The sequence below is a fragment of the Natrinema sp. DC36 genome (assembly GCF_020405225.1).
GTDB lineage: Archaea > Halobacteriota > Halobacteria > Halobacteriales > Natrialbaceae > Natrinema.
The window spans coordinates 214,941-240,862 of sequence record NZ_CP084473.1 but is presented as its reverse complement, the minus strand read 5'-3'; the positions used below and the strand labels follow the sequence as shown (position 1 = coordinate 240,862).

Genomic DNA, 25,922 nt, shown 5'->3' with positions numbered 1-25,922 from the left:
GGTCAGTTGTCTCGTTTCTCCCGGCTGATCGGTTCTATCGTTGGATCGCGTAACGAAACGCCGTTGCCGTCAGTGACGCGTCCGATACGACGGTAGAAGACGTCAGCGCCGTCGAGACGGGATTCGAGCGTCGGAGTTCGCGACTCGGGGATCGACAGGAGCAAGCCGCCGCTGGTTTCCGCGCTCTCGCCGTCCTTGAGGCCGTACCCGAACAGACTCGAGAGGTCATCGGTTCCTTCGATGATCGGCAGCTTAGTTACCTCGATCCCCACGTCGGCGTTGTCGGCGAGGACCTGCGCCTGCCCGACGAGCCCGAACCCGGTTATATCGGTTGCCGCGGTCGCGACGTCGCGACTGGCCATTGCAGCGGCCCGGTTCGGGGTCGTCATCCAGGCGAGCGCTTCGTCGCCGATCTTTTGAACCGACCGTTCCGTGGCCTCTGCGACGACGTCGGCGAACTCGTCGTCCGAAACGCGCAGTCCTCCCATCGCCGACTGCGTTCCGAGCGGTTTCGTAAGGTAGAGAGAGTCTCCGGCTGTCGCGCGCTGTGAGGTCAACAGCGCCTCGGGCGGTGCAGTCGCAGAGATGGCACCGCCGGCGAACGGCCACGGGCTGACGATCGTGTGGCCGCCCGCGATCACGCCGCCCATGTCGTCGATCGCATCGGCGATACCGGCCAGGATCATCGGTGCAGTGTCCGTCAATTCCTGTGGGAGCCCGAGGACGACGAGACAGTCGAGGTTGTCGACGGCCCCCGTCGCGAACGCGTCGCTCGCGGCGTTACACGCTGCGACGCGACCGAAGTCGTAGGGGTCGTCGATGATCGGCGTGAAGAAATCGACCGTCGAAACGAGCGCCAGATCGTCGGTCAGTCGCCGCGCGGCGGCGTCCTCGCCGACGCCGAACAGCAGTTCGTCTCGAGATTCGGTCAGCCCCGCGTCCCGAAGTAGATCGTCGAGATCGCTCTGACCGACCTTGCAGGAGCAGCCGTGGAGGTCGGCGTACTCGGTGAGCTGTACGGTGCCGTCGTCGGAACGGTCGCTCATCGACTACGCCTCCGGAATCTCGGCGTCGTCGGTCACTTCGATGCGCAACTCGAACGCGTTCTCGTCGCTTCCGTCCTCGGTCTTCGCGACGGTGAACCCGCGTTTGCGACACATTCGACAGAGGTTCCGTTCCGCCGGGGGGTAATCGCCTCGCACGAGTAACTCGTCGCCCGTCTCCAGTTCGGCGAGCTGCTGGCGGACGATCAGCGCCGGCCGCGGACAGATTTCTCCGCGCACATCTACTCGCGTCATGCGTCAACGTATGCGAGTGAGTCGCAAAACAGTATCGGCTCGATCTACTCCGCGGCTCGCACTCCGATGGGGCAAATCTATTTTCGCTCTCGTCGCACAGTGACGGTATGGAACTGTCGACCGCGCTGGGCCTCGGCGACCGAGAGCTCGTCGCGTTCGTCGGTGCCGGCGGCAAGAAGACCGCCATGCACCGACTCGCGACGGACGGAACCGAGCGGGGGTACGACGTCGGGTTCACGACGACGACACAGATGCCGCCACCCGATCTGCCGCTGACGGTCACGAACGCCGAGCGACTGCCGGACGCGCTGCTCGAAACCGAGCCACCGGTCGCGTTCGCGAGCGAAAGGGTCGCCGATCCCGAACGAGTCGACCGAAAAGTTCGCGGGTTCGATCCCGAGCCGCTGGCGTCGGTTCTCGATCGTGGGATTGTCGACTGGCTCCTCGTCAAAGCCGATGGGGCTCGACGGCGGGAGTTCAAGGCCCCCGGAACCGACGAGCCGGTGGTTCCAGACGAGGCGACTCACGTCGTCCCCGTGGCCTCAGTGCACGCCGTCGGCGAACCGCTCGCCGAAGCCGTCGTTCACCGTCCCGAACGCGTCACCGCGATCACCGACCTCTCCGTCGGCGACACGATTACGCCCGAAACGATCGGCACCGTGCTCGCAAGTCCCGACGGGGGACTACGACACGTGCCCGATATCGCAGTCGTCACACCCGTAGTCAACAAGGCGGACACGCCGGACCACCAAGAGACGGCGCGAGCGGTACTCGAGCACGCGCTCGAGGAAACGACTCGGTTCACCCGAGGCCTCGTGACGTCGTTCGACCGAGACGTTTGCCTCCCCGTCGAGAGCGAGTCGTCGTGATAGGAGCGCGAACTATCGGTGCTGCGTCTCTCGAGCGTACTCGCTGTCAGGATGCAAGTCGACAGAGATGGCGACGGGAAAAGAACCAGTACGGTCCGTCACGAAATGGTCGTATGGCAGATCGGTCAGACACGGCTCGGGCTGTCGACGGACCGGATGGCGGTAATGAAGTCAATACTATCGGGGGTGTGATCCTCGCGGCGGGGAAGGGGACCCGGTTCGGGGGAGGGAACAAACTCCTTGCGGACGTTGAGGGGACACCCATTGTGAGACATGCGGCGGAGACGCTGTGTCAGTCGTCCGTCGACGATATCGTCGCCGTCGTCGGGCACGAGGCGGACCGTGTGGTGGCGGCTCTCGCCGATCTCGATCTCTCGATCCGCTCCAACGAGAACTACGAAGCGGGACAAAGCGCGTCGGTCCGGACCGGCGTCGACGCGGCACGCGGCGCGGACTGGGACGCGACCGTGTTCATGCTCGGAGATATGCCGTTCGTTCGTCCACTGACTGTGGACGCATTGCGAACAGCATACGTGACCGGCGACGGGAGCATCGTCGCCCCCACGTACGACGGTCGGCGTGGGAATCCCATCCTGTTCGGTCGACAGCACTACGACACGTTGTCGACCGTTTCCGGCGACCGAGGCGGCCGAGACCTCGTTGAGAACCACGAAAACACCGTCTTCGTCGATGTCGACGACCCGGGCGTGAGAAGAGACATCGACTCTCAGTCGGATTTGGAGCGGGCCACCGACTGATGCCCCTTCGGATGGAAAGCGAATCAGCCCCCAGCGGGATACGACGACTCAGCATCAGACAGTGAGACGTCCTGAATCACGGTAACGGTCGCCGGCAGTGCGGCCATTGTCCGAATGTGTCAGGTGTTGCCACGAGCGTCTGGCGGCGTGTCCGTTCGAGCAACTATATACCTCGATTCCGACTGTACTGTCGATAGCCACGGATTTCAGGCAGCGGCCGGACTGCAACCGTCGTGTCAGGAGAAACTATGCGCGAAAATTCGAGTCCGACTGATGGCGTGGTACGGTCGAGTACAGCGTCAGTAACCGAGATTACCAACGAGGAGCGGCGGACCATCTACGAGTACGTCGTCGAACACGGTCCAGTTCGTCCTCGTCGCCTGCAGGAGGCACTCTACCCCAACGACAGGCGCGCAATCGATCATCATCTAGCGCTCCTCGAGCAAAACGGATTGCTGGTCGAGACTGACGACCGGGTCCGTTTGACCGCCAATCTGAACCGCGTGGCGGAGCCGAAAACGGTCGGTCTCACCGGTTTCGATTTGCCCGTCGAATTTCGACCGGCGACCGAGGACGATCGGGTGGAACTGGTCAGCGTCATGCGATCAATGGCCGGCGAACAGCCGTCCGTCGAAACGGCGCCGACCGTGGCAACGGTGACAAACGACGGGACGCCCCACCGACGTGATTCGACGAGAGAGTGCGCAGTCTACGTGGCGACCATCGAGGACGCGGTCTGTGGGTGGATTCACATCGACGCGACGGACAGAGCACAAACCGCCCACACGGCGACGGTGACCGGTGGCGTCGCCGAATCGCGACGCGAGGCGGGAATCGGGACCAGACTGTTGGCGTACGCACGGCAGTGTGCCGACCGCTGTGGCTACGAGAAACTGTATCAGCACCTCCCCGCCACGAATCAGACGGGAATCGATTTCCTCGTCGAGCGCGACTGGACCGTCGAAGCGACACGCGCTGATCACTATCTGCTGGACGGGACCTACGCGGACGACGTGATCCTGTCCGCCGTGGTTGACCGGTGAGCGACAGTGCGCGCGATTCCGCTGCCGCCGTCGTCGGTACCCGAGCACTGTCAGTATCGGAATTTCTGACGCGCTACGACATCGTCACGTCCACGTACTTGCCATCCGTGACGTCTACGAGGCCGTTGTTCGTGAGCCGATACGTCGGAATCACCTCGAGGGCGAGGAAAGAGAGTTCCATCAGTCCGGTTTCTGCCATCCCGATCTCTGCGGCGTGGGTCTCTACGGTTTCGAACTGCTCGTAGACAGTTTCTATCGACTCGTTCGACATCAGACCGGCGACCGGGAGCGCGAGTGAAGCGAATTCGTCGTCGAGGGGATCGTACGCGACGACGCCGCCGTCTAACTCCTCGAGTTTGTTCGCGACCGCTGCCATGGAGGCGTGATCAGCGCCGGCGACGACGCAGTTGTGCGCGTCGTGAGCGATCGTTGACCCGACAGCACCGCGGTCGATGTCTAACCCGTGAACGAAGCCGCGGCCGATCCCTCCGTTCCCACCGTGTCGCTCGATGACAGCGAGTGAGAGCAGATCTTCGTCCGGATCCGGCAGTAGCGTGCGCTCCCGTACGGGGACTTCGGCGGTCATGGGATCGGTCTGGAGGCCGCCGACGGCGTCAATGACGCGGACGCGAGCGGTGCGACTGCGGCTGTCACGAGCCGTGATCGCGAGGTCGGACGCCGAGACCGAGGGGAACTCGACCGTGTCCGTCGGAAGATTGGTCGCGGAAGGGACAGTCCCGTCCTCCGTCGGATTCAGTTCACCGTCGATGAGTACGTCGTCGACGCGCCAGGAGTCCAGATCCTCGAGCAACACGAGATCTGCCGGTGCACCCGGTTCCACTCTTCCGAACGGGAGGTCGTAACTCTCCGCCGTGTTTATCGTCGCCATCTGTACGGCGTTAACCGGGTCTGCGCCTTCCTGGATCGCTTTCCGAATGGCGAAGTCGACGCCGCCTTCGTCGATAATGTCTGTGACTTCACGGTCGTCTGTACAGAGCGAGAGTCGCCGAGTATCGATCTCCTCGGTGAGCGGCAAGAGTTCGGCGAGGTTCTTGCTGGACGATCCCTCGCGCAGGTAGACGCGGAGACCGACATCGGCTTTCTCGCGGGCCTCGGCGAGCGTGATACTCTCGTGGTCGTTGTCCAGATACCGTGCGGCCTCGTGTAGTTCGTCACCCGTGACCTGTGGCATGTGTCCGTCGACAGTCAATCCGCGCTCCCGTGCGGCTCGGATCTTCGCGTGGACGTCCTCGTCTCCCGCGACCAATCCAGGAACGTCCATTACTTCGCCGAGCGCGATGACGTTCGGTTCCTCGAGTAGATCAGTTACCATTTCGGCGGGGAGTGTCGCCCCGCAGTCTTGGAGGTCCGACGCTGGGACGCTGGAAGGAACGGTGAATCGAGCCTTCAACGGCGTCTGTTCAGCGTCTTGAATGACGGCGCGGACGCCCGCAGCGCCGACCACGTTTGCTATTTCGTGGGGATCGTGTACGACGCTTGTCACGCCGTTCGGGACGACCGCTTCCGCGTACTGTGGAAGCGTCACCATGCTCGATTCGACGTGCATGTGAGCGTCGATGAGTCCGGGCGTGACGTATTTCGCGTGGAGTTCACGTTCGGCGGGACGCTCTTCCAGCGCGACGATGATCCCGTCGTCGATCGCCACGGCGCGATCCTCCACGTTTCCGGTGTTCACGTTGACTAACGTCCCGCGGACGAGGGTGTCAACGCGTTCGGTCACGATACATCACCCCGTTCCAGAACCTTTCATCCGCCGTGTCTTCGCGGAATCGGCGATGAGACCGTTCGGTGACTGCGACACGATTGAACTGCATAGCGGAATGTCCAGTGCGATCGTGAAATAGATTGCCATGGTGTAGCATGACTGACCGACTAGCGGTACACGCTACGTATGAACACACCAGACTGTGTGAACGTAAGCGCCACACCACTTAGACGGCAATAGAGAACCAAGAACCCCATTCAAAGAAGTGAACTTATCGTCTTAATCTTCGGACGACCCAACTGCATCGGTACCCAGACCTTCATCGAGATCACCCGTCGTGGCTGCGTCTTGGAGATTGGCTTCCGTCTCGCGGGGTACCAGCGTGTTGAGCAGGACCGCCACGATGGCAGTCACAATGATCGCATTTCCGAAGAAAATCGTCGCCTGATCCGGTAACGCGCTGAGCGCGTCAGGTCGGACCTCGACGCCAAGGCCGGCACCGATCGAGGTCGCGATGATGACCATGTTCCGTCGGTTCATCCGTTCGTTCAAGAAGATGAGGCGAAGACCGCTCGACATCACCATTCCGAACATGACCAGCACGGCACCACCGAGTACCGCACTCGGAATTGTCGTCACGACGGCACTAATTTTCGGAACAAAACCAAGAACCAGTAGGACGACACCGCTGATACCGACGACGTAGCGACTCATAACGCCGGTGAAGTTGATGAGACCAACGTTCTGAGAGAACGTTGTTAGCGGGAACGCGCCGAACAGTGCGCCGATCGAGCTGCCGATTCCGTCAACGAAGAGTCCGCCCGTTACCTCGTCTTCGGTCGGAGTTCGCCCTTCGGCGGATGTGATGCCGGAGATGTCCCCGACGGATTCGATCGCTGCCGTGATGTGAATGGCAGTGAACGTCAGGATGGCCACCGGTTCGAAGGAGAACCCGAACCGACCCGGGACGGGAACGGCGAACCAGCTTGCTTCCGCGACGGGCGAGAAGTTGACGATACCCATCGCGATCGCAGCCACGTATCCGACCATGAGACCGATGAGGATACTGAGTATCCGTAAAGGGCCGTCCGTAAAGAGATTCAATCCGACGGTTACGGCGATGACGAGCAAGCCCAGACCGAGGTTGTGGTACGCGCCGTAGTCCGAGGCGCCAACGCCACCCGCGAGGTAGTCCATCCCCACCGGGATCAAGTAGAGGCCGATGATCATAACGATGAGTCCGGATACCAGTGGCGGGAAGAACCTCTTAACCCGTTTGAACTGCCACCCGATCAGTACCTCCACTAGTGCCGCGATCACTATCGCGCCAAAAACGGCGTCGAGACCGTATTGGCTTCCGATGGCTATCGCCGCACCGACGAACGCGAAGCTCGTTCCCATCACGACGGGTAAGCGGGATCCGACAGGACCGATGGGGAACACCTGCACGAGCGTCGCGAGTCCCGAGAACACGAGCACCATTTGAACCAGGAACGCCGTGTCAGCTGAGCCAACACCGACGGCTCCTCCGACGATGAGTGCCACCGCCGTCGCCGGAACGATCATGGCCGCTACGTGCTGGACGCCGAGAAAGAGCGCCTTGATCGCCGGTGGTTTGTCTTCTAATCCGTACGCCAGTTCGATGGATCCGTCCCTCTCTGACATGTGCTGTCGATTCACATAGACATGGGTTTGGCATAAATAGCTTATTGAATATATATTTTCTCACATAAGTCGGCCCTGTCTTTAGATTGCGGTTTGGCACGACGAAATCGCGTGATGGGTCGAAAACGGTACGCAGACTAGAATCGCACCTGATGAGTGTAACGGTAACTGAACGACATGTTGGCGGCCTCTCTTTCCGTTACGAGGAGCCCGCCCGTTCGCAGAGAGTTCCCGTTTGGTTGAAAAACGGACGAAAGGGGTTTGTGATAATATACCCAACTCAGTATTATGGCTCACGACCACGAATCGATGCTCTCTCGTTCCGAGGCCGTGCGGGAGGTTCTCGATGTGCTCGACCGAGTGCTGTCGAACCACGAGACGAAAGAGTTGAGCGTCGGAGACGGCATAGCTGGACGGTTTCTCGCAGAGTCGATAACTGCCCCCAGAGACGTTCCGGTTCACGACCACGCGACCATGGACGGATTCGCCGTCGACGCGACCGAGTCGTATCCCTTCACGGTCAGTGACGGAGAGATATTTCCGGAGGACGAGCCACCGTCGCTAGCGGCCGGGGCAGCTGCCCGCATCGCTACGGGGGCACCGCTCCCAGAGCGCGCAAACGCCGTGCTCAAGATCGAGGAAGCATCCGTCGAAGCAGGTGAACTCAGGGGGAGTAGCCTCGAACCGGGTACGTATACGTACGAACGGGGAAGCAACGTGTCAGCTGGTGAAGTGCTGTTTCGGCCCGGTGAACGGATTTCTGCGAAAGATCTGATCCTGCTCAGAGACCTCGGTATCGAACGCGTCAGCGTGTACGAACCCTTCTCCGCGGGGTTACTGGCTACTGGATCCGAAATTCACGAGGAGAAGACCGCCGATCTCGACTCGCCGATGCTGGCCGCGCTCGTCCGTTCGTGGGAGCACGGTGTCACGATCGAGGGAACGGTTCCCGACGAATACGAGAGGACGAGAGACCGAATCGAGCAGTTGGCCGACGAACACGATGTGGTCATCACGACTGGCGGAACGAGCGTCGGCAAGAAGGATCACGTTATCCGAGCCCTCGAGGCGTTGGGCGAGGTAGTGTTCCATCGCGTCCGGATTCGTCCCGGCAAACCGATCGCAGTCTCGCGACTCCCCGATCACGATGCGGTCGCCTTCGCGATTCCGGGAAAGCCAGTCGGCGCGCACACGGTTGCGACACTCGTCATGCGTTCGTTCTTCGTCGGCGAGACGGAACCGGTACCGACGATCGATGCGACCCTCACGAGCGACGTCGGTATCGGAACGGCCGGATTCGAATACGCAGTGCCGGTGACGGTTGACGAGGGGAACGCTATCCCCTTGGGCCACGTTGATTCCCCGCTCGAAGTGTACGAAGAGACGTTCGATCCGAGCGTCCTCTCCTCGAGCACACGTGCGACGCGAGCCGACGGTATCGTCATAACGGAGTCGGATCTTGCAGCCGGGGAGTCGGTACGCGTGATACCGTATCCGGTCATCGAGTAGACGGTGCCGTGACCAAACAATGGCAAACCGTGTGGTCTCTTCGTCGCTATCGGCGATTGAGAGCTAGAAACGCGAGTACACCGCCGATGAGCGTAGCCGTCCCCCAGAACAGCAACGAAAAGCGATATCCGGTCACCGGTTCGTCGAAAGCGGCGCCCGCGAAACCGGTGAACGCGATCGGTCCGACGGTCTGTCCGAGCCAGAGCATACTCGTCAGGACCCCCATCATGCTCGCGCGAAGTTGGCCTGAGACGAGGCTCACGACAGTCGTATCGAGGGAGGGCATCACGAGCCCGAATCCCAGGCCGAAACAGAGTAACATCGCACCGATCAGTATCGGCGTGGAAGCAGCCCAGACGCCGAGGAGGCTGACACCGAATCCGACGAAACCGAGAGAGATCAACTGCCGTGCGTCGAAGTACTGGGAGATGCGCCCGTACTGAGACGCCGTGGTGGCGTTGGCGATGGAAACCATGCTGAATAGCAGGCCGATCTGTCCAGCGGAAAGGCCATGAACGTCGCTCAAAAGCAGAGAGAGAACTGTTAGAATGCACCCGTAAAACAGGAAAAACGTGAGAAACGCTGCAGCCCAGAGTCCGAGCGCTCTCGAGATGAGGACCGCAGAGATCACCCGCGATACGTACGTTCCGATCGCAGGCGGATCGGCTATCGTGGGTTCTTCGAGAGTGAAGAGAGCGATAGCACCGACGACGAGACTGAGGCCGAAGAACGCGAACGGAATGTTCCAGCGGATAGTGGCTAACGCTCCACCGAGCAGAGGATACGTGGCGGCACCGATGCCAATGGCACTGCCGTTTACGCCCATGATCTTATTCCGTCGTTTTCCCCCGTAGAAATCGCCGATGAGCGTTATCGCCAGTACCATAAGTCCGCTGCCGCCGATCCCCTGAACGAATCGGAGGGCCAGCACCCCGCGAAACGACGGGCCGAGCGCGATACCACCGCCGGCGAGGCCGAAGAGGACCAACAGAGGGAGGACGACCGTCCGGCGTCCCAGACGGTCGGATAACAGGCCGATAAACGGCGTCAGAAACACGCCGGGGAGCGTATACGCTGTGATCATGAGCCCTATTTGCGCATCGCTGATCTTGAATACTGAGCGGAGGTCCGGTAGAATGGGACTGATCAGGGTGACACCCATCACACCGATGAGCGAACACGCCAGCACCGTCTGAAAGATCGCAGAGGTCCACGGTACGTCTCCTCGTGCTTGCCGTGAGGACACAGGTGTCATGTAAGGGCGATATATCCGCGCTATCGAGATGGTGGGGTTCGTGTGTCGTCTTCCCGGGCATCGCTCTCAACCGTCCGGAACGAGCGTTGTGATAGCTATCCCATCACACCTCCGGAAGTCACGTAAAAATAGAGGATAAACGCTCCCGCGAGCACCCACTGTGCAGTGTGGATGTCTTGGTGGTCCCCTTGGGCCGCTTTGATGATCGGATAACTGATGATCCCCGCCGCGATACCGTTGGCGATCGACGCCGTCAGCGGCATCATCACCATCGTCAGGCCACCCGGGATCAGCCAATCGGACTGTTCCCAGTTCACTTCGGTGATACCCTCGAGCATGATCAGACCGACGACGACCAGTGCTAAGTACGACGCGTACGTCGGAATGGCAGCGACAATCGGAATCGCGACGAGCGAGAGTAGGAACAGGAGGCTGACGACGAGAGCGGTCATCCCGGTCCGGCCTCCCTCTTCGATCCCCGTGGAACTCTCGACGTAGGTCGTGACAGTCGTCGTTCCGACTATCGCTCCGAAGGTCGTCGCGATCGCGTCCGCCATCAGCGGCTTTTCCATCTCCGGTAGGTTCCCATCGTCGTCCAGAAACCCGCCGAACTGGGAGACGCCGATGAGCGTTCCAGCCGTGTCGAAGAAGTCCACGAAGAAGAATGTAAATACGACGATCATGAACGTGACCGGTTCGATGTTCTGGAACCCCTGCAGGAATGCGCCGAACAGCGGCGTAATATCGTAATGTGGTTCGGGGACGGAACCAGGGGTGAGGAGACCATCGTTGACCACGCCGGAGATCGTCAGCCCCCAGCCGGCAACGGCCGTGGTGAGGATCCCAATGATAATCGAACCGGTCACGTCACGCGAATAAAGGATGAGCGTAAACGCCAGGCCCACGAGGGAGAGGATAGCGACCGGATCGGAGGCGACGCTCCCCAAGGTAACCAACGTCGAATCGTGTGCGGCCGCGACGTTCATCTCGATGAGTCCCAGCAGAAGGAGGAACAGCCCGATACCAGCCCCGACGGCGAACTTGACCGGTTTCGGGAAGAACTCGATGATGTACCGCCGCGCGCCGACCGAGGACATCGCCATGAAGATGAGTCCCTCGACGAACACCGCCGCGAGCGCAGTTTGCCACGGGACACCGAGCGTGATGACGACGGTGAACGCGAAGTACGCGTTGAGTCCCATTCCGGGTGCGAGTCCGAACGGGCGGTTCGCGTAGAAGGCCATGACGGCCGTTCCCACGACCGCTGCGAGAATCGTCGCGATCGCGATCATCTGGAACACCTCTCCGTCGGAGTAGCCGTCGATGCTGATCGCAGCTGAGAGGATCACCGGATTGACGACGATGATGTACGACATCGTCAGAAACGTCGTTATCCCCGCAATGACCTCCGTTTTCGTGTCGGTACCGTACTTCTCGTAGCCGAAGAACGATGCCACCTTCGACTGTTGCTCGTTAGACTCTGTCACACGTGGGGTGGTGTGACACGAACTGATAGTATTTCCGGATAACATAAATAGCAACGACGGACAACCGCCGTCGTCCCAGTGACCACAGTTTGCCAGATCTGTGTGCTGGATTCGAGCCACAGCCGCGAATTGTGTCGGGAGCGATCCGACACCAAAACGCGGAGATTGATGGTGTCGTACCGGTAACCACGAGAGAGAATCACCATGCGAGTCATCGTGCCCTTTGACGGTCGGGACCCGAAAACGAGGCTGTCGGCGCTCTTCGATTACGGCGACCGGAACGAGTTCGCACGGGCAATGTTACAAGACGTCGTCTCCGTCGTTCAGGACACTGGAAGGGATCCACTCATCCTCTCTTCGACACCGCTTGAGATCGGGGACTGTCCCGTATCTGTCGACGAACGGTCGCTTTCGCGTGCTGTCAACGAACGACTTCAGGCCGCTTCGTCAGCGGTAGCCGTCGTCATGGCCGATCTACCGTTGATTACAGACGCAGCGCTCGAGCGACTGTGCACCAGGGAGGGGGATGTCGTGCTCGCGCGCGGCGTAGGGGGCGGGACGAACGCGCTCGTTTCCCGTACGTCCGACTTCGAAGTCGATTATCACGGCAACTCCTATCTCGCCCATCGGTCCACAGCGCGCGAAATAGGCGCCGCGGTGGCGGAGATCGATTCGTACCGTCTCGCGACCGACGTCGATGAACCGGACGATCTCGCAGAATTACTGCTTCACGGAGAGGGCCACGCGACCCAGTGGTTGCGCGATCAGGGCTTTCGGCTCGCATCGGGAGCCGGCCGGACCACCGTTCGGCGCACAGACGTCACACATGAGCCATCCCAGTAGTCGTCTCCCTTGTCAGAGAATACTATTAAGAGGCAAGCCTGGGACTCTCTCTGTATGAAGCGAGTTATCAGCTCGAGCGATGCTCCAGAGGCAGTCGGTGCGTACAGTCAGGCGACGACCGATGGCGACCTCGTGTTTACCGCCGGTCAGATACCGATGACGCCCGACGGTGAGTTGCTCTCCGACGAACCGATCGCCACGCAGGCCGATCAGTCTCTGTCCAACATCCAGGGCGTTCTGTCGACTGAGGGACTGGACATGAGCGATATCTTGAAGGTGACCGTGTTCCTGGACGATATCGACGATTTCGAGGAAATGAACGACACCTACAGCGAATTCTTCGACGACGAGCCTCCTGCCCGTAGTGCCGTCGAAGTTGCAAACCTCCCCAAAGGAGTCGGTGTCGAGATCGAAGCGATCGCGTCGAGCGAGTGAACTGACGGCTAGGGATCCGTTCACGGAACCCTGCATCCGGCTCGAGGACCCGCACTGATTCTGTCCGGTTTGTCACGATTTTGCTGCGCTGGTCACGCGGATTCGCAGCGCGAACTCCGACTCGGAGTCCGTGGTGGACGCCGTCGATACGCCGTACCCGTGTTTATGGCACGAGCGTCGGATGCTCCGTTCTGCTGGCGGATAATCTCCGACTACCGTGAGTTCGTCACCGGGCTCGAGTTCCTCCAGACACCGTTTCACGATTAGTACCGTCTGGGGACACACTGTGCCACTCACGTCGATCTCCATATGACACGACAGCGCACACACACCCATAACGTTGTCCCAGCACCGAAACGGCACGACGCGACACACCGGCTATCCGTTGGGGTCTGCCTCCGGAAGATTGCTGTCACGGCAACCTATTCATACTCCGCTCGAGATAGATAGAATCTGTGACCACTGGTAGAACGAGACGGTCGGTTCTCGGAACGGTTGGGACTGGCCTCGTCGGCAATTGCCTCCAGACCGGGCAGCGCTCCCCGACGCTCACTATGGGAGTCATTCCGGACGTCGACCCCGACACGGCTATCGAGCAAAATACCGAACTCGCCACGTATCTCGAGTCCGAACTGGACGTGTCAGTCGACCTGCTCACGACATCGGATTACGCCGGCCTCGTCCAGGCGATGACGATGCGAACACGCCTGCAGTTCACGCTACCGAAAATCGGTCGCTCGCAGACGCAGATGCGCCGAAACAGGGTGCGGAAAAGTGGTCCGGCTCAGCGCGATACTGGAAATAACGGCTAGCGGCGATGCGGTGTGTTTGTCGCCGCGAAACTCGACGATCCCTGATCTGCGGCCGGCTGCCACGGTATTACGTACTCGACCAGGAAGCTAGTTTAGTCGCTATCGAGAGAGACACCACAGCGGAAACAGTCGTTCGGAGTCACGGCTTCACTTCCTTTGCCGCCTCGCGGTGAGACTCGATCGAGAGTCCGACATCGTCTGCCTGCTGGCGAATAATTTCTGCATCGACGGTCGTTACTTCGCCGTTTTCGACGAGGACATCGCCATCGACCATCGTGAACATCACGTCCTCCCCGTGAGCGCCGAACACGAGATGAGAGAGAACATCGTGTAACGGCGTCGCACGCGTGATGTCCGTCCGAATGCCCACGATGTCGGCGTGCCAGCCTTCGCGGAGTGCTCCCAGACGGTCGAAGCCGGCCGCTTTCGCGCCGTTTATCGTGGCCATTTCAAATATCTCGCTGGCAGGAGTTGCGGTCGGATCGAGCCGATCCACTTTCTGCAGGAGGCTCGCCTGTCGCATTTCCGTGAACGGATCGAGGGTGTTGTTACAGGGTGGCCCGTCATTGCCGAGCGCGACGTTGATATCTCGATCGAGATAGTCCCAGATTGGGGCGATGCCGCTTGCGAGTTTCATATTTGAGGACGGACAGTGAGTGACGTGAGTCCCTGTTTCTTCGAGGACCCGTCGTTCGCTTTCGTCCGTCCAGACACAGTGGGCGAGGACGACATCGTCACCGGTGAGGCCGACCTCGTCTAGCCAGTGAATGTTTCGCATTCCGGTATCTTCCTTGACGGTTTCGATTTCACTCTGATTCTCGCTCGCGTGCGTATGGATTCTGACGCCCTCGTACTCGTCGGCGAGTTCGCGAGCGCCGCGCAGACACTCCTCGGTACAGGAGACAGCGAACCGCGGGGTGACGGCATACCGAATGCGGTCGTCGAACGAACCGTGGTACTTCTCGATGAGGCGTTCCGACTCTGCCAGTGCCTCCGACGTGTCTTCCAAGAGATCCTTCGGTGAGCGACGATCCATCAGTACTTTGCCGAGAACCCCTCGAATGCCGATCTCTCCCGCGGCCTCGAATGCCTTATCCGCGTGGTCGACGGAGAGGTGGTCTACGCACGTTGTCGTTCCGCTCTCGATCATCTCGAGGTATCCGAGCTTCGCAGCCACTTCCATCTCCTCGGCCGAAAGCGACGATTCCATCGGTAGAATATAGTCGAACAACCAGTCGAGGAGTTCCGTATCGTCGGCGATTCCACGACCGAGACTCTGTACGGAGTGAATGTGTCCTCCTACGAGGCCGGGGAGAAGAACATCGTACTCCTCTTGCTTGTGATCGGGATACCGATCAACGAGATCACCTCGGTTCCCGACGCTCTCGATGACCGAATTATCTACGACGACGGCACCGTCACGGATGATGGTACTGGAGTCGACGATTACCGTGCCAGCGATTAACATCTGTTAGCAGTTACTACATATATCTCCAAAAATCTTTCTTCCTTTTCTCTTCGAGACGTTCGAGTCTCAATGACGCAGTCGGATCCCTAAGGAATCGGGCGTATAGAGTGTGTAGCTGTTTCGTATCGAATGTGTGGCTTCGCCGTCGTGTACTCGTGAGCCGTGGAAACGGTTCTCCCTGATACCGTAGATTAACATACTAAGTCTGTTAAACAATGGTCGGCGCGTACGGACCGCGATTGGATGTACCGTTCTCAATTGGACGCTGAGACGCAGTCGTCCGTCTGCGCAATTTCTCCCGGACAAGCGAGCGAAACCGATGGTGAACAGTATCGTTATACGCACGACTGCGCTGATTCTGAAGGGTGGGGCAGTTCAGGAATACGTGTACAAAATCGGCACTGGACGTGGGCTAGACGAAAGCCAGATCACAGAATCGACCCACGAAAACGAGTGCCGTCTGATTACTTTTCGGCTCGCTTTCGGGTTATGTACCCAGCTATCCTGTTTCTGATCCGTGTTGATCCGACGTTGGTCATCTTCGCTACTACCTGATTATTCGTACTGAAATCGTTCGTGAATGAGTCGGGATGCTGACGTAACAAGCGGTCTCCGATGCTGATAATATCTTCTGGTTCTGCCGTCATCAGTTACTGTCTTCGGTCATTTTATTCTTAAGTCCTTTGGTTGATCTGCCCTCTTACCGGTTCTTCCGACAAAAATCGACACATTCCATTTATATCCAGAACCCTATATATTCCCACTCACCTTGCCCATATTTATAAGCGGTTTTATAGTTATCAACCAGGACGTTAAGCGGAAACCGAGCCGCTGGCTCCGTGATCAGTGAGTTGAACGTCGTAGTATTCGACGAATTTGATCAGGTCGTACTGTACGAGCTCTGTAGCGACTTCGGGATCAACCCCGGCCGTGATCTCGTTCTCGATTGTCCGTAGGAGACAGTCTTTTGCTCGTTCCGACAGTTCGTCGAAGTGGCAAACGCGAGTCTGTTCAGTAGGCATTTCTCTGATAGTTATCGTGACGCTTCGTGTCATGGTGATTGCTCTCATCTCACCTTCTGACTAGAGGGCAATTAATATATCGACGACACATGGCACTCCGAAGATCGACAATCACCGCCTGTGAAGAGTTGGATTCCACAATCGACATCACAACCGCGTCTGCTCGCAAAGCCAATCGTTATCAACTACCAATACAAAGTTTGCCAAAGAACTATTGTCAATGCTATCGTGCTATCACTATGCCCTCGAACGCCAACGAAATCATGTCTATCGGTGATTCGTTAATCGAACAACATCCCAGCACTTTCACCGACGACTTCGAGGAGAACAAGGTTCGTGTCGAACAGTTAACCAGCGTAGAGGCTAAGCGGGTGAGAAATCGAATCGCTGGTTATATTACCAGAAAGATGAAAGAGCGCAGCTTATAGTACGATCCCCGCTGGTCTCTACCGATCGAATTCAGGCGACTCAGAGGGAAAATCTGTCCTGCGCCTTTTACGATTTTCCGGATTGCCGCCGCCCATGGGGCTTACGGCCTGAATATCTACTTGCCATCGAATCATTTCGGGAGCCTCCTTTCTTTCAAGTTAGTTCATCCGCGAGCTTACCTCTGGGCCGGCAATCGGCGTGCTCAGAGCACTCGAGACTTAATGCTTGAATCGGCGGATTCCTGACGCAGCGACCTTCCGTTCGGAGGTCGCTACGTGGGAACAGCAGCGAAACAATGTGCCGTCCGCTATTGAGTGGCAGTTCGCTACAGCAGTCGCTCGAACCAAACTTCGAACGCTCTATCCCGTCTCAAATAACGCTTGAAGCAACACTAGTTAGCGCAGTTTGAGAAGCGAGCAGGTCGTAGAGCTAGTTTGGCTTTGCAGTTCGCAGACCTGCTCAGCGAGTGCGACGCAGCGGAATTTGATGAATCTTGGGAGCGAAAGCAGACGGCGACGCCCGTCAGGGTGTTCGTCGTCCGTCTCCACGCGACCGGTTGTTCGCTTAGAGAGACACAAGCTATTCTTCGCTTGCTCGGCGTTGAACGCACTCATCAAGCAATCTGGCACTGGGTACACCGGCTGGCTGACAGCGTTCCAGACCCGCCGATTGCTTCGCCGTCGCGGGTCGCCATTGATGAGACCGCTGTCAAGATCAATGGCGACTGGTCTTGGGTATATACTGCAATTGACTTAGACTCGCGGTTGATTCTCGATATCGCAATCTTCGGACGACGAGGCACAGATCGATCTGCTGCGTTCCTACCTAGGTTGATCAAGAAGCACGATCTCTCCGAGACGGTATTTCTCGTTGACGGCTATGGACATCTGACTGCCATCTCCCGATTAGGATGGAAATATCAGCTTGATTACTGTAATCTAAACCTGATTGAAAAGTGGGTTCACACCTTCAAAATTCGCGTTGATCGCTTCTATAACTCCTGGATAGGCAGTCAGGCGAGCGTTAGAGAATGGCTTGACCAGTTTGCACACTACTATAACACACAACGACCGGACCAATCACTCAACAGACAGACGCCAGCGGAGGTGCTAAACTAGACAGTGCCCGATATACTGTCGATTTCCTCGAGGGCCTCAGTAGCAACATCACCTAGCTCTCCTGCTTCAATATGTGAATAACGCTCACGAACCATCTCCTCGGAGTTATCCAAATAGCGGGCTGCTACCGTGTACCCGAACGCGCGGACGAGAACTTCCCCCATCCCACGACGACCACCGTGGGGCGCGAGATAGTCGTGTTTCGGATGGTCGATATCGATCTCCGCGACCTCTGAGAGTCGTTGGAGAACCGACCGTGCTCCATCTGTCGTGATCGACGGCGGTCGAATGTCCTCGTCGAGAGCTAGTAAGAGGTCACGAGCGTACTCGCCACGTCGCTCGCTGACTGCAGCCGGGCGTTCTCCTCGATCGGCCAACTCATCCTCCACGAGCGTCGCGAGCGTCCGCTGGTCGAACGTCGGGAACACTGGCCAGTGCTCAGTTGGTGGCTCCATCAACTTTTGATAGCTCCGAAGCGGCGAGATAACCGGATCGGGGAGGCTCGCAGCGTCCCACTGCTGTTTCTTCCGATAGACGTCCATGCTCCCGTCCTCGAGCGAGATTTCCTCCCATCGGACCCCGCGCCGGCGCGGGTCGTTCGGGTCTCGAAGCAGTTCCCCGACACGGACAGCTGTGTAGGCGAGGACGAACACAAGGGCGCGTTCACGGGCAGCTTTCAGCGCCGTGTATCGCGCTCGCTGTCTGTCGAGGGGACCGACATCTTCCGGGAGTGTCGTGTACATCTCGATGGCATCGTGGGCTCGCTCGTCAACGTGCCGAGTGATGGCATGGCGTTGTTCGGACGTCCAGGCCTGCTGGTCACCGGGCTTGCGGCCGTCGTCGTCGGGGAGTGGTGCCATCGCACTCGCCCGCTGCGCGTAGTGCGCCTCGAGGTAGCCCTCGTTGACGCACCAGCCACACCACGCAGAGATATAGCGGTAATAGGTTTGTACAGTATTCTGTTTGAGCCCTCGATCACCGGCGAGGTGCCGGGCGTACTCTCGAAAGACGCGTTCGTCGAGGTCCTCAAAGGTGGGCTTTCGGTCGACATCGTCGGGGACGATCCCGGCCCAGTCGTCGCCGCGGTCGCCGGCAGCCCACTCGAAGAACCGCTCGAGCTCGCGCGCTGCGTTGCGTCGGTAGTTCCCGCCGTCCCCACCGCGGCCTTTCCCCTTGTCTTGGAGGTAGCGCTCGAACGAGTCGATAAATGGGGTCAATTGCGTTCGTCCTGTGGATGTATTCTGGTCCATAGTGTTCTCTCTAAGTGTCTAATGGAGTCAGTCACACAGACAGACGCCGCCCTCCCGGATCTGACTCACCGCGAACTGATGGACAGCGATTGCGAGTTCGGTCATTGCGTCCGCTTGTTCTTCGGTTGGACGACCGCCACCGTAATAACTCTCAGTCCGGTTTTCGCTGTAGAGGTTCTTCATCTCCTCTGCAGTCTGCCTCTCGAATAGCCCGATCTGATGGGCACGTTCGTAGCTGAACTGATGATCCTGGAAATCTTGGAGTGTATCGGTCGTCATCGAGAGGGCATACGCCTCGATCGACCGTTCAATGGCCCCGAAACAGACCTCGATGACGGCAGTGTAGTACCCGTCTTGTGCTTGGAGTGTGTCAACAACTTCGAGAAGGCGACATGCTTTCGTCAGTTGTGTCTTCCAGTCTGCATCGGCGCTAATTCCGTCCTCGAATTCTGTCCGACCTCGTCCAACCATCTCGAAGGCGTCCTGCGCACGCTCAAGTGCTGCGAGCACAGATGACGGGTCTGAGCCGCTACTCATCGGCAGCTCCTTCCTCCAGAAGGAGGTTTTCGACAGTTTCGAAGTCACTCGTCTTGTAGACCGGAATTCCCGAGACGATGATTTCCCGAATGTCATCGGTGTAGGCCGGAATCGCTTGGACGGCCTCGACGTCGATATCGTACGCGTACCGGTCACCATCGAATTCCATCTCTTCGAGGTCGCGTGCGATGGCGTTCGATTCTCGTTGCCTTTCGGCCCGCTCAGAGCGAGCCAGCACCCAGAGATCGATATCGCTTCGTCGGTCAGCATCTCCCCGGGCAACACTCCCGTACAGGATGATGCCGACGACGTCACTAATGTTCTCACGGAGCTTCGTTACAGCAGTTTTGACCGGCTGGTGATACTCCGATTGGGGAATCCGAAGAATCGGATCGTCTGGGATGGAAAGGCGCTGTCTGTTGATCTGAACAAGGCGCTGGTTGCTTTTGGGAGATTCTGTGACCAGATCATTCGAACTGAGAACATTCACAGCCCGTCGAACGGACTGGTGTGAATGGCCGATCTGTGTCGCAAGTTCTCGCAGCGAAAAGTCACTGAATCGATGGTTTGTTAAAAATAAAAGGACATCACTCGTCGCCTTATGTTTGAATAGTTCCGGATCTGAAGGGGGTACCGAAAGCGAAATAGATGCTCCAGGCGAATCCGTACTTTCCGTCTCGCGGTTCATATGACGTGACACGGACTACTACTATAAAAACATTATATGTGGACCTGATTCTACCTAAATACTCACTACGGGATCAACGTGCTTGCGGAGAAAGACATCCGGATACCGAGTTCGTCGACGATCTCGGAAAAAGTGACGGGACCGTGCTGCAAAATGGGACATAAATCTGAGCGAGTATTGGCGTCTCGAGGAGGTCGACGACCGTCTGAAGCTGCTGAATGGGTGGCTTGTCCGACCAGGGAGGTGAGTTCGCCATCTCGATTACGGATTGTCAATAATTCGTGATCAGGCTTCCGGCTGGGGAGGTGAATTCGAAAACCACTCGGTAACTGCAGAAAGACCCCCACTCTCAGCGTCTCTACCCCGGAGAAAGCGGCGTCATGAGGCGGTTGCAACATTCGTGCTTACCCGACGGCGTCGGGGTACTTCAAAGTGGTCGTGATTATTGGGGTAATCATGACCAACAAGTAAATCGAAACAATCCATCGGTTTCGGGGGTTTCCAGACGCCTATCCACCGAATAGACGATGGTGACGTGGTTGTGAACTGTATTCCGCTATATCGAATTGGTGGAGAGTTTGCGAAGCCGGTTGATCCGCTGGACAATCAAATTTCCTTCAGTCAGCCCGCCATACAGCCGGTAATGGCAGAGATTCAGGATTTGTTACGTCTTCTCTACGAAACGGCACTCGAAAAGCGCGGGGACCAGTACACGGTATCGATTCCGAAGGAGTTCGTCGACGAAAGCTCACTCTCAACTGGTGATGTCTACCGGGTGGCGCTGCTTGCCTCAGCGGACTGAGCTCGAGATGGACAGGCCAACTCGGAACCAGTGCCAAACGACGACCGCGATCGGAACCGCCATGTGAATGGGACACTGCCGGTAGAAGAGGGCGAGGTGCGGTCAGTGACCATCGATACACTGGACGACCAAGGTGACGGAATTGCGAAGGTGGAACGAGGGTTCGTCGTGGTCGTTTCCGGGATCCAACCCGGCGATAAGGCCGACGTTGAGATCACGAATGTGCGGGAGTCGGTTGCCTTCGCCAAGCCAGTGACCGATCCTGAAGTTAGATAACGACAGGTCCCCCGACGCCGTCCTCGGGTTCACTAATGACTTCTATCAAATACAGTCATTAAGACGCTTCAGTAGGTGTGTTCCCCTCATACATTCATTAAGACGCTCCACTGAGTGTTTCTCCTACATGTGTTCGTTATCTGTGTTCATTCATAATGTTCACTGCTGGTGTTCATCAGTGAACTCCACCACAACACATAACGAACTCCAGGAAAGAATGAACACACCGGACTTTCAATATGGATGGTGTTCATGACGAGAGTATGTTAGCGTACTCAACGTACAGCGAGGCAGGTGGGGTGGGCAAAACGAAGACAGCCGCAAACTTGGCAGTCGCACACGCTCGAGCGGGCCTGAAGTTTCTCGACATTGGCATCCAGGCCAGAGAACGCCTTCCCATCGTGGCGGCGTCGCGTCTCGAGCTCGAGTCGCTGGCGGAGAAGACGGGGGAGACGGTCTGGTTGTTCACCGAAGAACATGGTCAGTGCGTGTAAACGAACGGAGATTCAGGAGCAACTCGATTCTCTGTCGACGGGCGACGAGTCAGAAATCAGTCGACTCCGAGCGGAAATAGAAACGCTTCAGGAGGAGAAAGACGAGCTCTCAGAGGAGATTTCGCAACTCCAGAGCACGATCCAGTTCAACGAGCAATTCCTCGAAGCGCCGAATTCGTTCGAGCCGAACGCGGGCCACGATGAGGAGGGCGATGATCCCGTGACGGATCAGTTGCTCGCTGACGAGGAGACGGTCACGTGTTGGACCTGTGGGTCCGCAGTCGCTCGAGAGCAGATCGAGATGACTATCGACCAGCTCCGGACCGCGAGAGAGGACCGCCTCGAGGAGCGCTCCGAAATCAGCGCCGAACTCGACGACCGGCGGAAGGCGGTCGCCGATATCGAGGAAAATCGGACGGAGTACGAACAAACGCGTCGCCGCCTCGAGTCGACTGACAACGAAATCAATCGGCGGAGCGATCGACTCGAAGAGCTGACGGCCGAGCGTGAGGAGCTGACCGATGCGATCGACGAACTCGAACGCGAGATCAACGAGTTGGAAACGGAGGACTACAGCGACGTCCTCGACCAGCACAAGGAGGTCAATCAACTCGAGTTCGAACTCGAGCGAAAAGAGCGCGAACGGGACGAAGTCGAAGAAGAACTCGAAACGATCGAGGACCGACTCGACGACCGCGACGGACTCGAAGCGCGTCGCGAGGATGTTACCGACGAACTGACGAGCCTCCGCACACGGATCGACCAGATCGAACAGGATGCAGTCGAAGCGTTCAACGAGCACATGGAGAACCTGCTCGAGACGCTCGGATATACCAATTTAGATCGGATCTGGATCGATCGAACTAGCCGCGAGGTCCGCGAAGGCCGTCGGAAAGTTACGAAGTCGTCGTTCGACCTCACGATCGTGCGAAGTACCGACGATGACGCGGCCTACGAGGATTCGATCGATCATCTGAGCGAGAGCGAACGGGAAGTGACCGGCCTCGTGTTCGCGTTGGCCGGCTATCTCGTCCACGAGGTCTACGAGACGATTCCGTTCATGCTCCTTGACTCGCTCGAGGCGATCGATTCGGAGCGAATCGCCGACCTCGTCGAGTACTTCGAATCCTACGTGCCGTACCTCGTCGTGGCACTGCTGGACGAGGACGCACAGGCAATCGAAGGGAATCACTGAGTAATCACAGAGATATAACTGATACCGACCGAGCGGTTCCCCTTCTCACGAGAGGACTTGTCATCAGTCTTCAGCTGGCGGCGTATATCCGTTCCCGACAGGAGAACCATTTTTAATGGTTTGGTAGTAGTGGCTCTTCTTTTAGTGGCAGTAGTTCTCATTCTCGTCGACATAATTCGCAATGCAGACGCTTTCGAAACTCGAGAATTCCGTTGACGCCGCACACCACGGCAGCGGATGGAGCTCGGCATTTGACTCCACCTTGTTGGTCTCTCTATTTCGAACACTGTTCGAAAATTACATATTTTTGGTGTCGAACGCAGTCGAAAGGCAGTCCACGATTGGGTTCACAAGTGCGATCTACAGCCGACAGATGATGCGAGGTCGAATCACGTCGTGCTCGAGGAAACGGTGATTTAACGTGACGAATATCGCTATTAGCTGTACGCTGCGGTTGATCCAGAAACGAACAAAATACTCCAACTACTGCTGTATTCGACAACTACGACCGCATTGACAGAACGCTTCCTACATGGAATCACTGAGAAATAGAATCTTGACGATACCCTGTTTCTCATCGATGGAGCAAAACATATTCAGACTGCACTCCGTCGATCTGGGCTCCGATTTCGATACGAAAAACAGGGAAACCGGAACGCTGTTGAACGTATCTTCTATGAGATAAAACAATATAAATCTTCGTTCTCAAACTGTTTCAGTCACGCCAACCGTCAGCAGCTGAATCGTGGCTCCAAGCCTTTGTAGCCCAGCACAATGATACAAACTAAACACGACCGACCGGAATCCCAAACAGTTGATAGTGTAGCGGGAGAACGTATCCGTATGCACTACGACGGTATCCAGTTTCACAACGTCGGCGACGTGCAGTCGATCGAGGGTCGAGACGGGAAGTTGCTACAACGGGTTCCGAAAGCGGTCAGAACTAATCTCAACGACGGTGCGCAGTCGCGGATGCGCCACCCCGCGGGCGTCGAACTCCGATTCGTCCCCGACGGTCCCGCGACGGTGACGCTCTCGACGATTCCCGGAGGGAGTTCCGAGGACGGGACCGTCCGAGTCTCTTGGGGACCGATCCAGAGCGCGACCGAGGTCGTCATCGGCGACGACCCGACGACGATTTCGGTCGCGCTTCCGGAGAAGCTGACCGACCTCGAGCCGTCGGTCCGCGACGATCTCGCGTTCGATCCGCGGGTCTGTCGGATCCAGTTACCCGGCGAGCACCGCGGCGGACCGATGGTCTATCACGACCTCGAGGGCGACGTCCGTCCGCCCCGCGAGGAGGAACTGCCCGATCGGCGCTACCTCGCGTACGGCACTTCGATCACCGAAGGCGAGGCGCCGCTGGGCGAGCACCTGACTTACGTCAGCCAGACGGCCCGTCGGCTCGATGCCGACCTGATCAACCTCGGCTCCTGTGGCACCGCTTACTGCGACGCCGCGATGGCCGATCACATCGCCGAGCGCGATGACTGGGATATCGCAACGCTCTCGATCTCGGTGAACATGGTCGGGACCTTCTCCCCCGAGGAGTTCCGCGAACGCGCTGCGCAGCTGATCGACCGGGTCGCGAGCGCCCATCGCAACAACCCGGTCGTCGCTATCACCATCTTCCGCAACGCCCGGGACGTCTGTCGAAGTGCTGACCCCGACGGACTGTGCGAGCGATTCCGCGAGGAACTCCGCGAGGTCGTCGCCGAGACACCCCATGAAAATGTCCACCTCCTCGAGGGGCCTGAACTGCTGCCTACCATCGGCGGCCTCACCGCCGATCTGGTCCACCCTGGTGACGACGCCATGATCACGATAGGTGAGAACCTCGCTGCCGAACTCGAGCCGTTGCTCGAGGACTGACAGCATCAATTCGCTTGTTTTAGCGCCACCGAGGAGTCACTCGAACCGGAGCCGACCGAAGTACTCCGGCGAGTGGTAGTCGGGAACGGGTTTCTCGATGGGGTTCCAGGTCGCCTTCTGGGAGTCGGAAGCGACACCACTCCGGTAGAAGTTACCCCGCCACTCCGTCCCCGCGGTCGGCGCAATCTCGCGGCCGGTCAGTCTCGAGAGGACATCGAAGGGAATCGCGGCTGCGAGCCACCAGTTGTCGGCAGAGTCACCCGCCGTCGTCGGGCCAGGGACCGACGTCCGAACCGAAATTCGGGATGCGAGTTCGGGCGAGACGAGGTCGCGATCGATCCCTCGCTCCTGCCAGCCAGCTGCTTGCCAGGCGAGCTTGAACTGACCACAGCAGTTCGGCTCGAAGTTGACGTACATTGAGTCCTCGTCGGGAGTCGGATCGGCGAAGAACTCGACGGAACTGTCCTCGAAGGTCGGACCGTTGAGCTCCGTCACCGCAGCGATGATATCGGGGTCCTCGACGAAGAACTGCAGGTATATCGCCTCGTCATCGTAGCAGACGCGACCGGTCGTGAGCGGTTTCGGACCGCCCTCGTACCACGAGAACTCGTCGATGCGAAACTCCGCTGCCTCCTCCCACGGCGTTCCGTTGACAGCGTCACCGAGAGGGACGTCGCTTTGTGCACGGGTGATCGTGTACTGCTTCACGCGACACGTTCGACCCTCGATGGGCTATAATATACCGATTTCTGTCGGGGCTGGCGACCGACGATCGCGAGTGTCACATCGAATCGCCGTTGATCTTGACAGCGGTCTCATCAATGGCGACCCGCGACGGCGAAGCAATCGGCGGGTCTGGAACGCCGTCAACCAGCCGATCTACCCAGTGCCAGATTGCTTGATGAGAGCGCTCAACGCCGAGACAGCGAAGAATGGCTTGCGTCTCTCGAAGCGAACAACCGGTCGCGTGGAGACGGACGGCGAACACCCTGACGGGCGTCGCCGTCTGCTTTCGCTCCCAAGATTCATCAAATTCCGCTGCGTCGCACTCGCTGAGCGGGTCTGCGATTC

Annotated in this window: 25 protein-coding genes and 5 pseudogenes; 15 read left to right on the top strand and 15 right to left on the bottom strand. The window is 58.4% G+C overall.

Annotation, left to right across the window (positions count from 1 at the left end; translation table 11 throughout):
* Positions 1 to 2: 2 nt before the first annotated feature.
* Entirely contained in the window at positions 3 to 1,046 is a 1,044-nt protein-coding gene (gene selD / locus LDH74_RS22250; protein ID WP_226042653.1) for a selenide, water dikinase SelD, read from the bottom strand.
* Between the two features lie 3 nt (positions 1,047 to 1,049).
* On the bottom strand, positions 1,050 to 1,298 hold the full coding sequence (locus tag LDH74_RS22245; protein ID WP_226042652.1) for a sulfurtransferase TusA family protein: 249 nt from the start codon (positions 1,296 to 1,298) through the stop codon (positions 1,050 to 1,052).
* A 107-nt stretch (positions 1,299 to 1,405) separates the two neighbouring features.
* On the opposite strand from LDH74_RS22245, the gene yqeC reads away from it, so the two are divergent.
* From yqeC to LDH74_RS22230, 3 genes are all read left to right on the top strand, one after another.
* Positions 1,406 to 2,167 (top strand): selenium cofactor biosynthesis protein YqeC, encoded by a 762-nt coding sequence (gene yqeC / locus LDH74_RS22240; RefSeq protein WP_226042651.1) that lies wholly within the window; start codon positions 1,406 to 1,408, stop codon positions 2,165 to 2,167.
* Positions 2,168 to 2,355: 188 nt separating this feature from the next.
* Entirely contained in the window at positions 2,356 to 2,925 is a 570-nt protein-coding gene (locus LDH74_RS22235; RefSeq protein ID WP_345778567.1) for a nucleotidyltransferase family protein, read from the top strand.
* Positions 2,926 to 3,173: 248 nt separating this feature from the next.
* The gene (locus LDH74_RS22230) at positions 3,174 to 3,968 is read left to right on the top strand and encodes a GNAT family N-acetyltransferase (RefSeq protein WP_226042649.1); all 795 of its coding nucleotides are present in this window, start codon (positions 3,174 to 3,176) and stop codon (positions 3,966 to 3,968) included.
* A gap of 73 nt (positions 3,969 to 4,041) precedes the next feature.
* Here the strand turns inward: LDH74_RS22230 and ade are convergent, their stop codons facing one another.
* Positions 4,042 to 5,709: an adenine deaminase gene (ade, locus tag LDH74_RS22225; protein WP_226042648.1), complete on the bottom strand. Its 1,668-nt coding sequence runs from the start codon at positions 5,707 to 5,709 to the stop codon at positions 4,042 to 4,044.
* Positions 5,710 to 5,973: 264 nt separating this feature from the next.
* Positions 5,974 to 7,359: a nucleobase:cation symporter-2 family protein gene (locus LDH74_RS22220; protein WP_226042647.1), complete on the bottom strand. Its 1,386-nt coding sequence runs from the start codon at positions 7,357 to 7,359 to the stop codon at positions 5,974 to 5,976.
* A 288-nt stretch (positions 7,360 to 7,647) separates the two neighbouring features.
* Here LDH74_RS22220 and LDH74_RS22215 point away from each other — a divergent pair, with 288 nt between their 5' ends.
* Complete coding sequence (locus tag LDH74_RS22215) at positions 7,648 to 8,868, top strand: molybdopterin molybdotransferase MoeA (protein WP_226042646.1); 1,221 nt, start codon at positions 7,648 to 7,650, stop codon at positions 8,866 to 8,868.
* A gap of 46 nt (positions 8,869 to 8,914) precedes the next feature.
* Here LDH74_RS22215 and LDH74_RS22210 read toward each other — a convergent pair whose 3' ends face one another.
* Together LDH74_RS22210 and LDH74_RS22205 are read right to left on the bottom strand one after the other, a co-directional pair.
* The gene (locus LDH74_RS22210) at positions 8,915 to 10,123 is read right to left on the bottom strand and encodes an MFS transporter (RefSeq protein WP_226042645.1); all 1,209 of its coding nucleotides are present in this window, start codon (positions 10,121 to 10,123) and stop codon (positions 8,915 to 8,917) included.
* A 95-nt stretch (positions 10,124 to 10,218) separates the two neighbouring features.
* Complete coding sequence (locus LDH74_RS22205; RefSeq protein WP_226042644.1) at positions 10,219 to 11,610, bottom strand: NCS2 family permease; 1,392 nt, start codon at positions 11,608 to 11,610, stop codon at positions 10,219 to 10,221.
* Positions 11,611 to 11,814: 204 nt separating this feature from the next.
* Between LDH74_RS22205 and cofC the strand changes: the two genes are divergently transcribed.
* Together cofC and LDH74_RS22195 are read left to right on the top strand one after the other, a co-directional pair.
* Positions 11,815 to 12,453, top strand: a complete 639-nt coding sequence (cofC, locus tag LDH74_RS22200) for a 2-phospho-L-lactate guanylyltransferase (protein WP_226042643.1) — start codon at positions 11,815 to 11,817, stop codon at positions 12,451 to 12,453.
* A 54-nt stretch (positions 12,454 to 12,507) separates the two neighbouring features.
* Positions 12,508 to 12,888 (top strand): Rid family detoxifying hydrolase, encoded by a 381-nt coding sequence (locus LDH74_RS22195; protein WP_226042642.1) that lies wholly within the window; start codon positions 12,508 to 12,510, stop codon positions 12,886 to 12,888.
* Positions 12,889 to 12,960: 72 nt separating this feature from the next.
* On the opposite strand, the gene LDH74_RS22190 is transcribed toward LDH74_RS22195, so the two are convergent.
* Positions 12,961 to 13,197 (bottom strand): sulfurtransferase TusA family protein, encoded by a 237-nt coding sequence (locus LDH74_RS22190; RefSeq protein WP_226042641.1) that lies wholly within the window; start codon positions 13,195 to 13,197, stop codon positions 12,961 to 12,963.
* A 245-nt stretch (positions 13,198 to 13,442) separates the two neighbouring features.
* Here LDH74_RS22190 and LDH74_RS22185 point away from each other — a divergent pair, with 245 nt between their 5' ends.
* Positions 13,443 to 13,700 (top strand): PhnD/SsuA/transferrin family substrate-binding protein, encoded by a 258-nt coding sequence (locus tag LDH74_RS22185; protein WP_226042640.1) that lies wholly within the window; start codon positions 13,443 to 13,445, stop codon positions 13,698 to 13,700.
* Between the two features lie 139 nt (positions 13,701 to 13,839).
* Here LDH74_RS22185 and LDH74_RS22180 read toward each other — a convergent pair whose 3' ends face one another.
* Both LDH74_RS22180 and LDH74_RS22175 read right to left on the bottom strand, forming a co-directional pair.
* Complete coding sequence (locus tag LDH74_RS22180) at positions 13,840 to 15,168, bottom strand: 5'-deoxyadenosine deaminase (RefSeq protein WP_226042639.1); 1,329 nt, start codon at positions 15,166 to 15,168, stop codon at positions 13,840 to 13,842.
* Positions 15,169 to 15,632: 464 nt separating this feature from the next.
* The gene (locus LDH74_RS22175; protein WP_226042638.1) at positions 15,633 to 15,815 is read right to left on the bottom strand and encodes a 30S ribosomal protein S17e; all 183 of its coding nucleotides are present in this window, start codon (positions 15,813 to 15,815) and stop codon (positions 15,633 to 15,635) included.
* 614 nt (positions 15,816 to 16,429) lie between these two features.
* On the opposite strand from LDH74_RS22175, the gene LDH74_RS22170 reads away from it, so the two are divergent.
* Complete coding sequence (locus tag LDH74_RS22170) at positions 16,430 to 16,618, top strand: 30S ribosomal protein S17e (RefSeq protein ID WP_226042637.1); 189 nt, start codon at positions 16,430 to 16,432, stop codon at positions 16,616 to 16,618.
* 441 nt (positions 16,619 to 17,059) lie between these two features.
* Positions 17,060 to 17,737 (top strand): IS6 family transposase, encoded by a 678-nt coding sequence (locus tag LDH74_RS22165; RefSeq protein WP_226042872.1) that lies wholly within the window; start codon positions 17,060 to 17,062, stop codon positions 17,735 to 17,737.
* On the opposite strand, the gene LDH74_RS22160 is transcribed toward LDH74_RS22165, so the two are convergent.
* The 4 genes and pseudogenes from LDH74_RS22160 to LDH74_RS22145 form a co-directional block, all read right to left on the bottom strand.
* The gene (locus tag LDH74_RS22160; protein ID WP_226042636.1) at positions 17,734 to 18,987 is read right to left on the bottom strand and encodes a phage integrase SAM-like domain-containing protein; all 1,254 of its coding nucleotides are present in this window, start codon (positions 18,985 to 18,987) and stop codon (positions 17,734 to 17,736) included. The two genes, LDH74_RS22165 and LDH74_RS22160, sit on opposite strands and share 4 nt — an antisense overlap.
* A gap of 27 nt (positions 18,988 to 19,014) precedes the next feature.
* Positions 19,015 to 19,524, bottom strand: a complete 510-nt coding sequence (locus tag LDH74_RS22155) for a DNA-binding protein (protein ID WP_226042635.1) — start codon at positions 19,522 to 19,524, stop codon at positions 19,015 to 19,017.
* Positions 19,517 to 20,212, bottom strand: a complete 696-nt coding sequence (locus tag LDH74_RS22150; RefSeq protein ID WP_226042634.1) for a nucleotidyltransferase domain-containing protein — start codon at positions 20,210 to 20,212, stop codon at positions 19,517 to 19,519. Before LDH74_RS22150 ends, LDH74_RS22155 begins: the two co-directional genes overlap by 8 nt.
* A 101-nt stretch (positions 20,213 to 20,313) precedes the next feature.
* A pseudogene (locus LDH74_RS22145) lies at positions 20,314 to 20,468 on the bottom strand (ArsR family transcriptional regulator); the annotation flags it as partial.
* A gap of 387 nt (positions 20,469 to 20,855) precedes the next feature.
* Between LDH74_RS22145 and LDH74_RS26700 the strand changes: the two are divergent.
* The 6 genes and pseudogenes from LDH74_RS26700 (at position 20,856) to LDH74_RS22120 (ending at position 24,851) form a co-directional block, all read left to right on the top strand.
* On the top strand, positions 20,856 to 21,014 hold the full coding sequence (locus tag LDH74_RS26700; RefSeq protein WP_345778566.1) for a hypothetical protein: 159 nt from the start codon (positions 20,856 to 20,858) through the stop codon (positions 21,012 to 21,014).
* 30 nt (positions 21,015 to 21,044) lie between these two features.
* Positions 21,045 to 21,290, top strand: coding sequence for a TRAM domain-containing protein (locus LDH74_RS26695; protein WP_345778565.1), 246 nt, complete (start codon positions 21,045 to 21,047; stop codon positions 21,288 to 21,290).
* 263 nt (positions 21,291 to 21,553) lie between these two features.
* A pseudogene (locus LDH74_RS22135) lies at positions 21,554 to 21,649 on the top strand (ParA family protein); the annotation flags it as partial.
* Positions 21,650 to 21,782: 133 nt separating this feature from the next.
* Positions 21,783 to 22,979: pseudogene (locus LDH74_RS22130) on the top strand (archaea-specific SMC-related protein); the annotation flags it as partial.
* Between the two features lie 219 nt (positions 22,980 to 23,198).
* Positions 23,199 to 23,767, top strand: a pseudogene (locus tag LDH74_RS22125) (IS6 family transposase); the annotation flags it as partial.
* Positions 23,768 to 23,822: 55 nt separating this feature from the next.
* Entirely contained in the window at positions 23,823 to 24,851 is a 1,029-nt protein-coding gene (locus tag LDH74_RS22120; RefSeq protein WP_226042633.1) for an SGNH/GDSL hydrolase family protein, read from the top strand.
* A 36-nt stretch (positions 24,852 to 24,887) separates the two neighbouring features.
* On the opposite strand, the gene LDH74_RS22115 is transcribed toward LDH74_RS22120, so the two are convergent.
* Positions 24,888 to 25,559: a carbohydrate-binding family 9-like protein gene (locus tag LDH74_RS22115; protein ID WP_226042632.1), complete on the bottom strand. Its 672-nt coding sequence runs from the start codon at positions 25,557 to 25,559 to the stop codon at positions 24,888 to 24,890.
* An 82-nt stretch (positions 25,560 to 25,641) separates the two neighbouring features.
* Positions 25,642 to 25,920 (bottom strand): annotated as a pseudogene (locus LDH74_RS22110) (IS6 family transposase); the annotation flags it as partial.
* Positions 25,921 to 25,922: the final 2 nt, after the last annotated feature.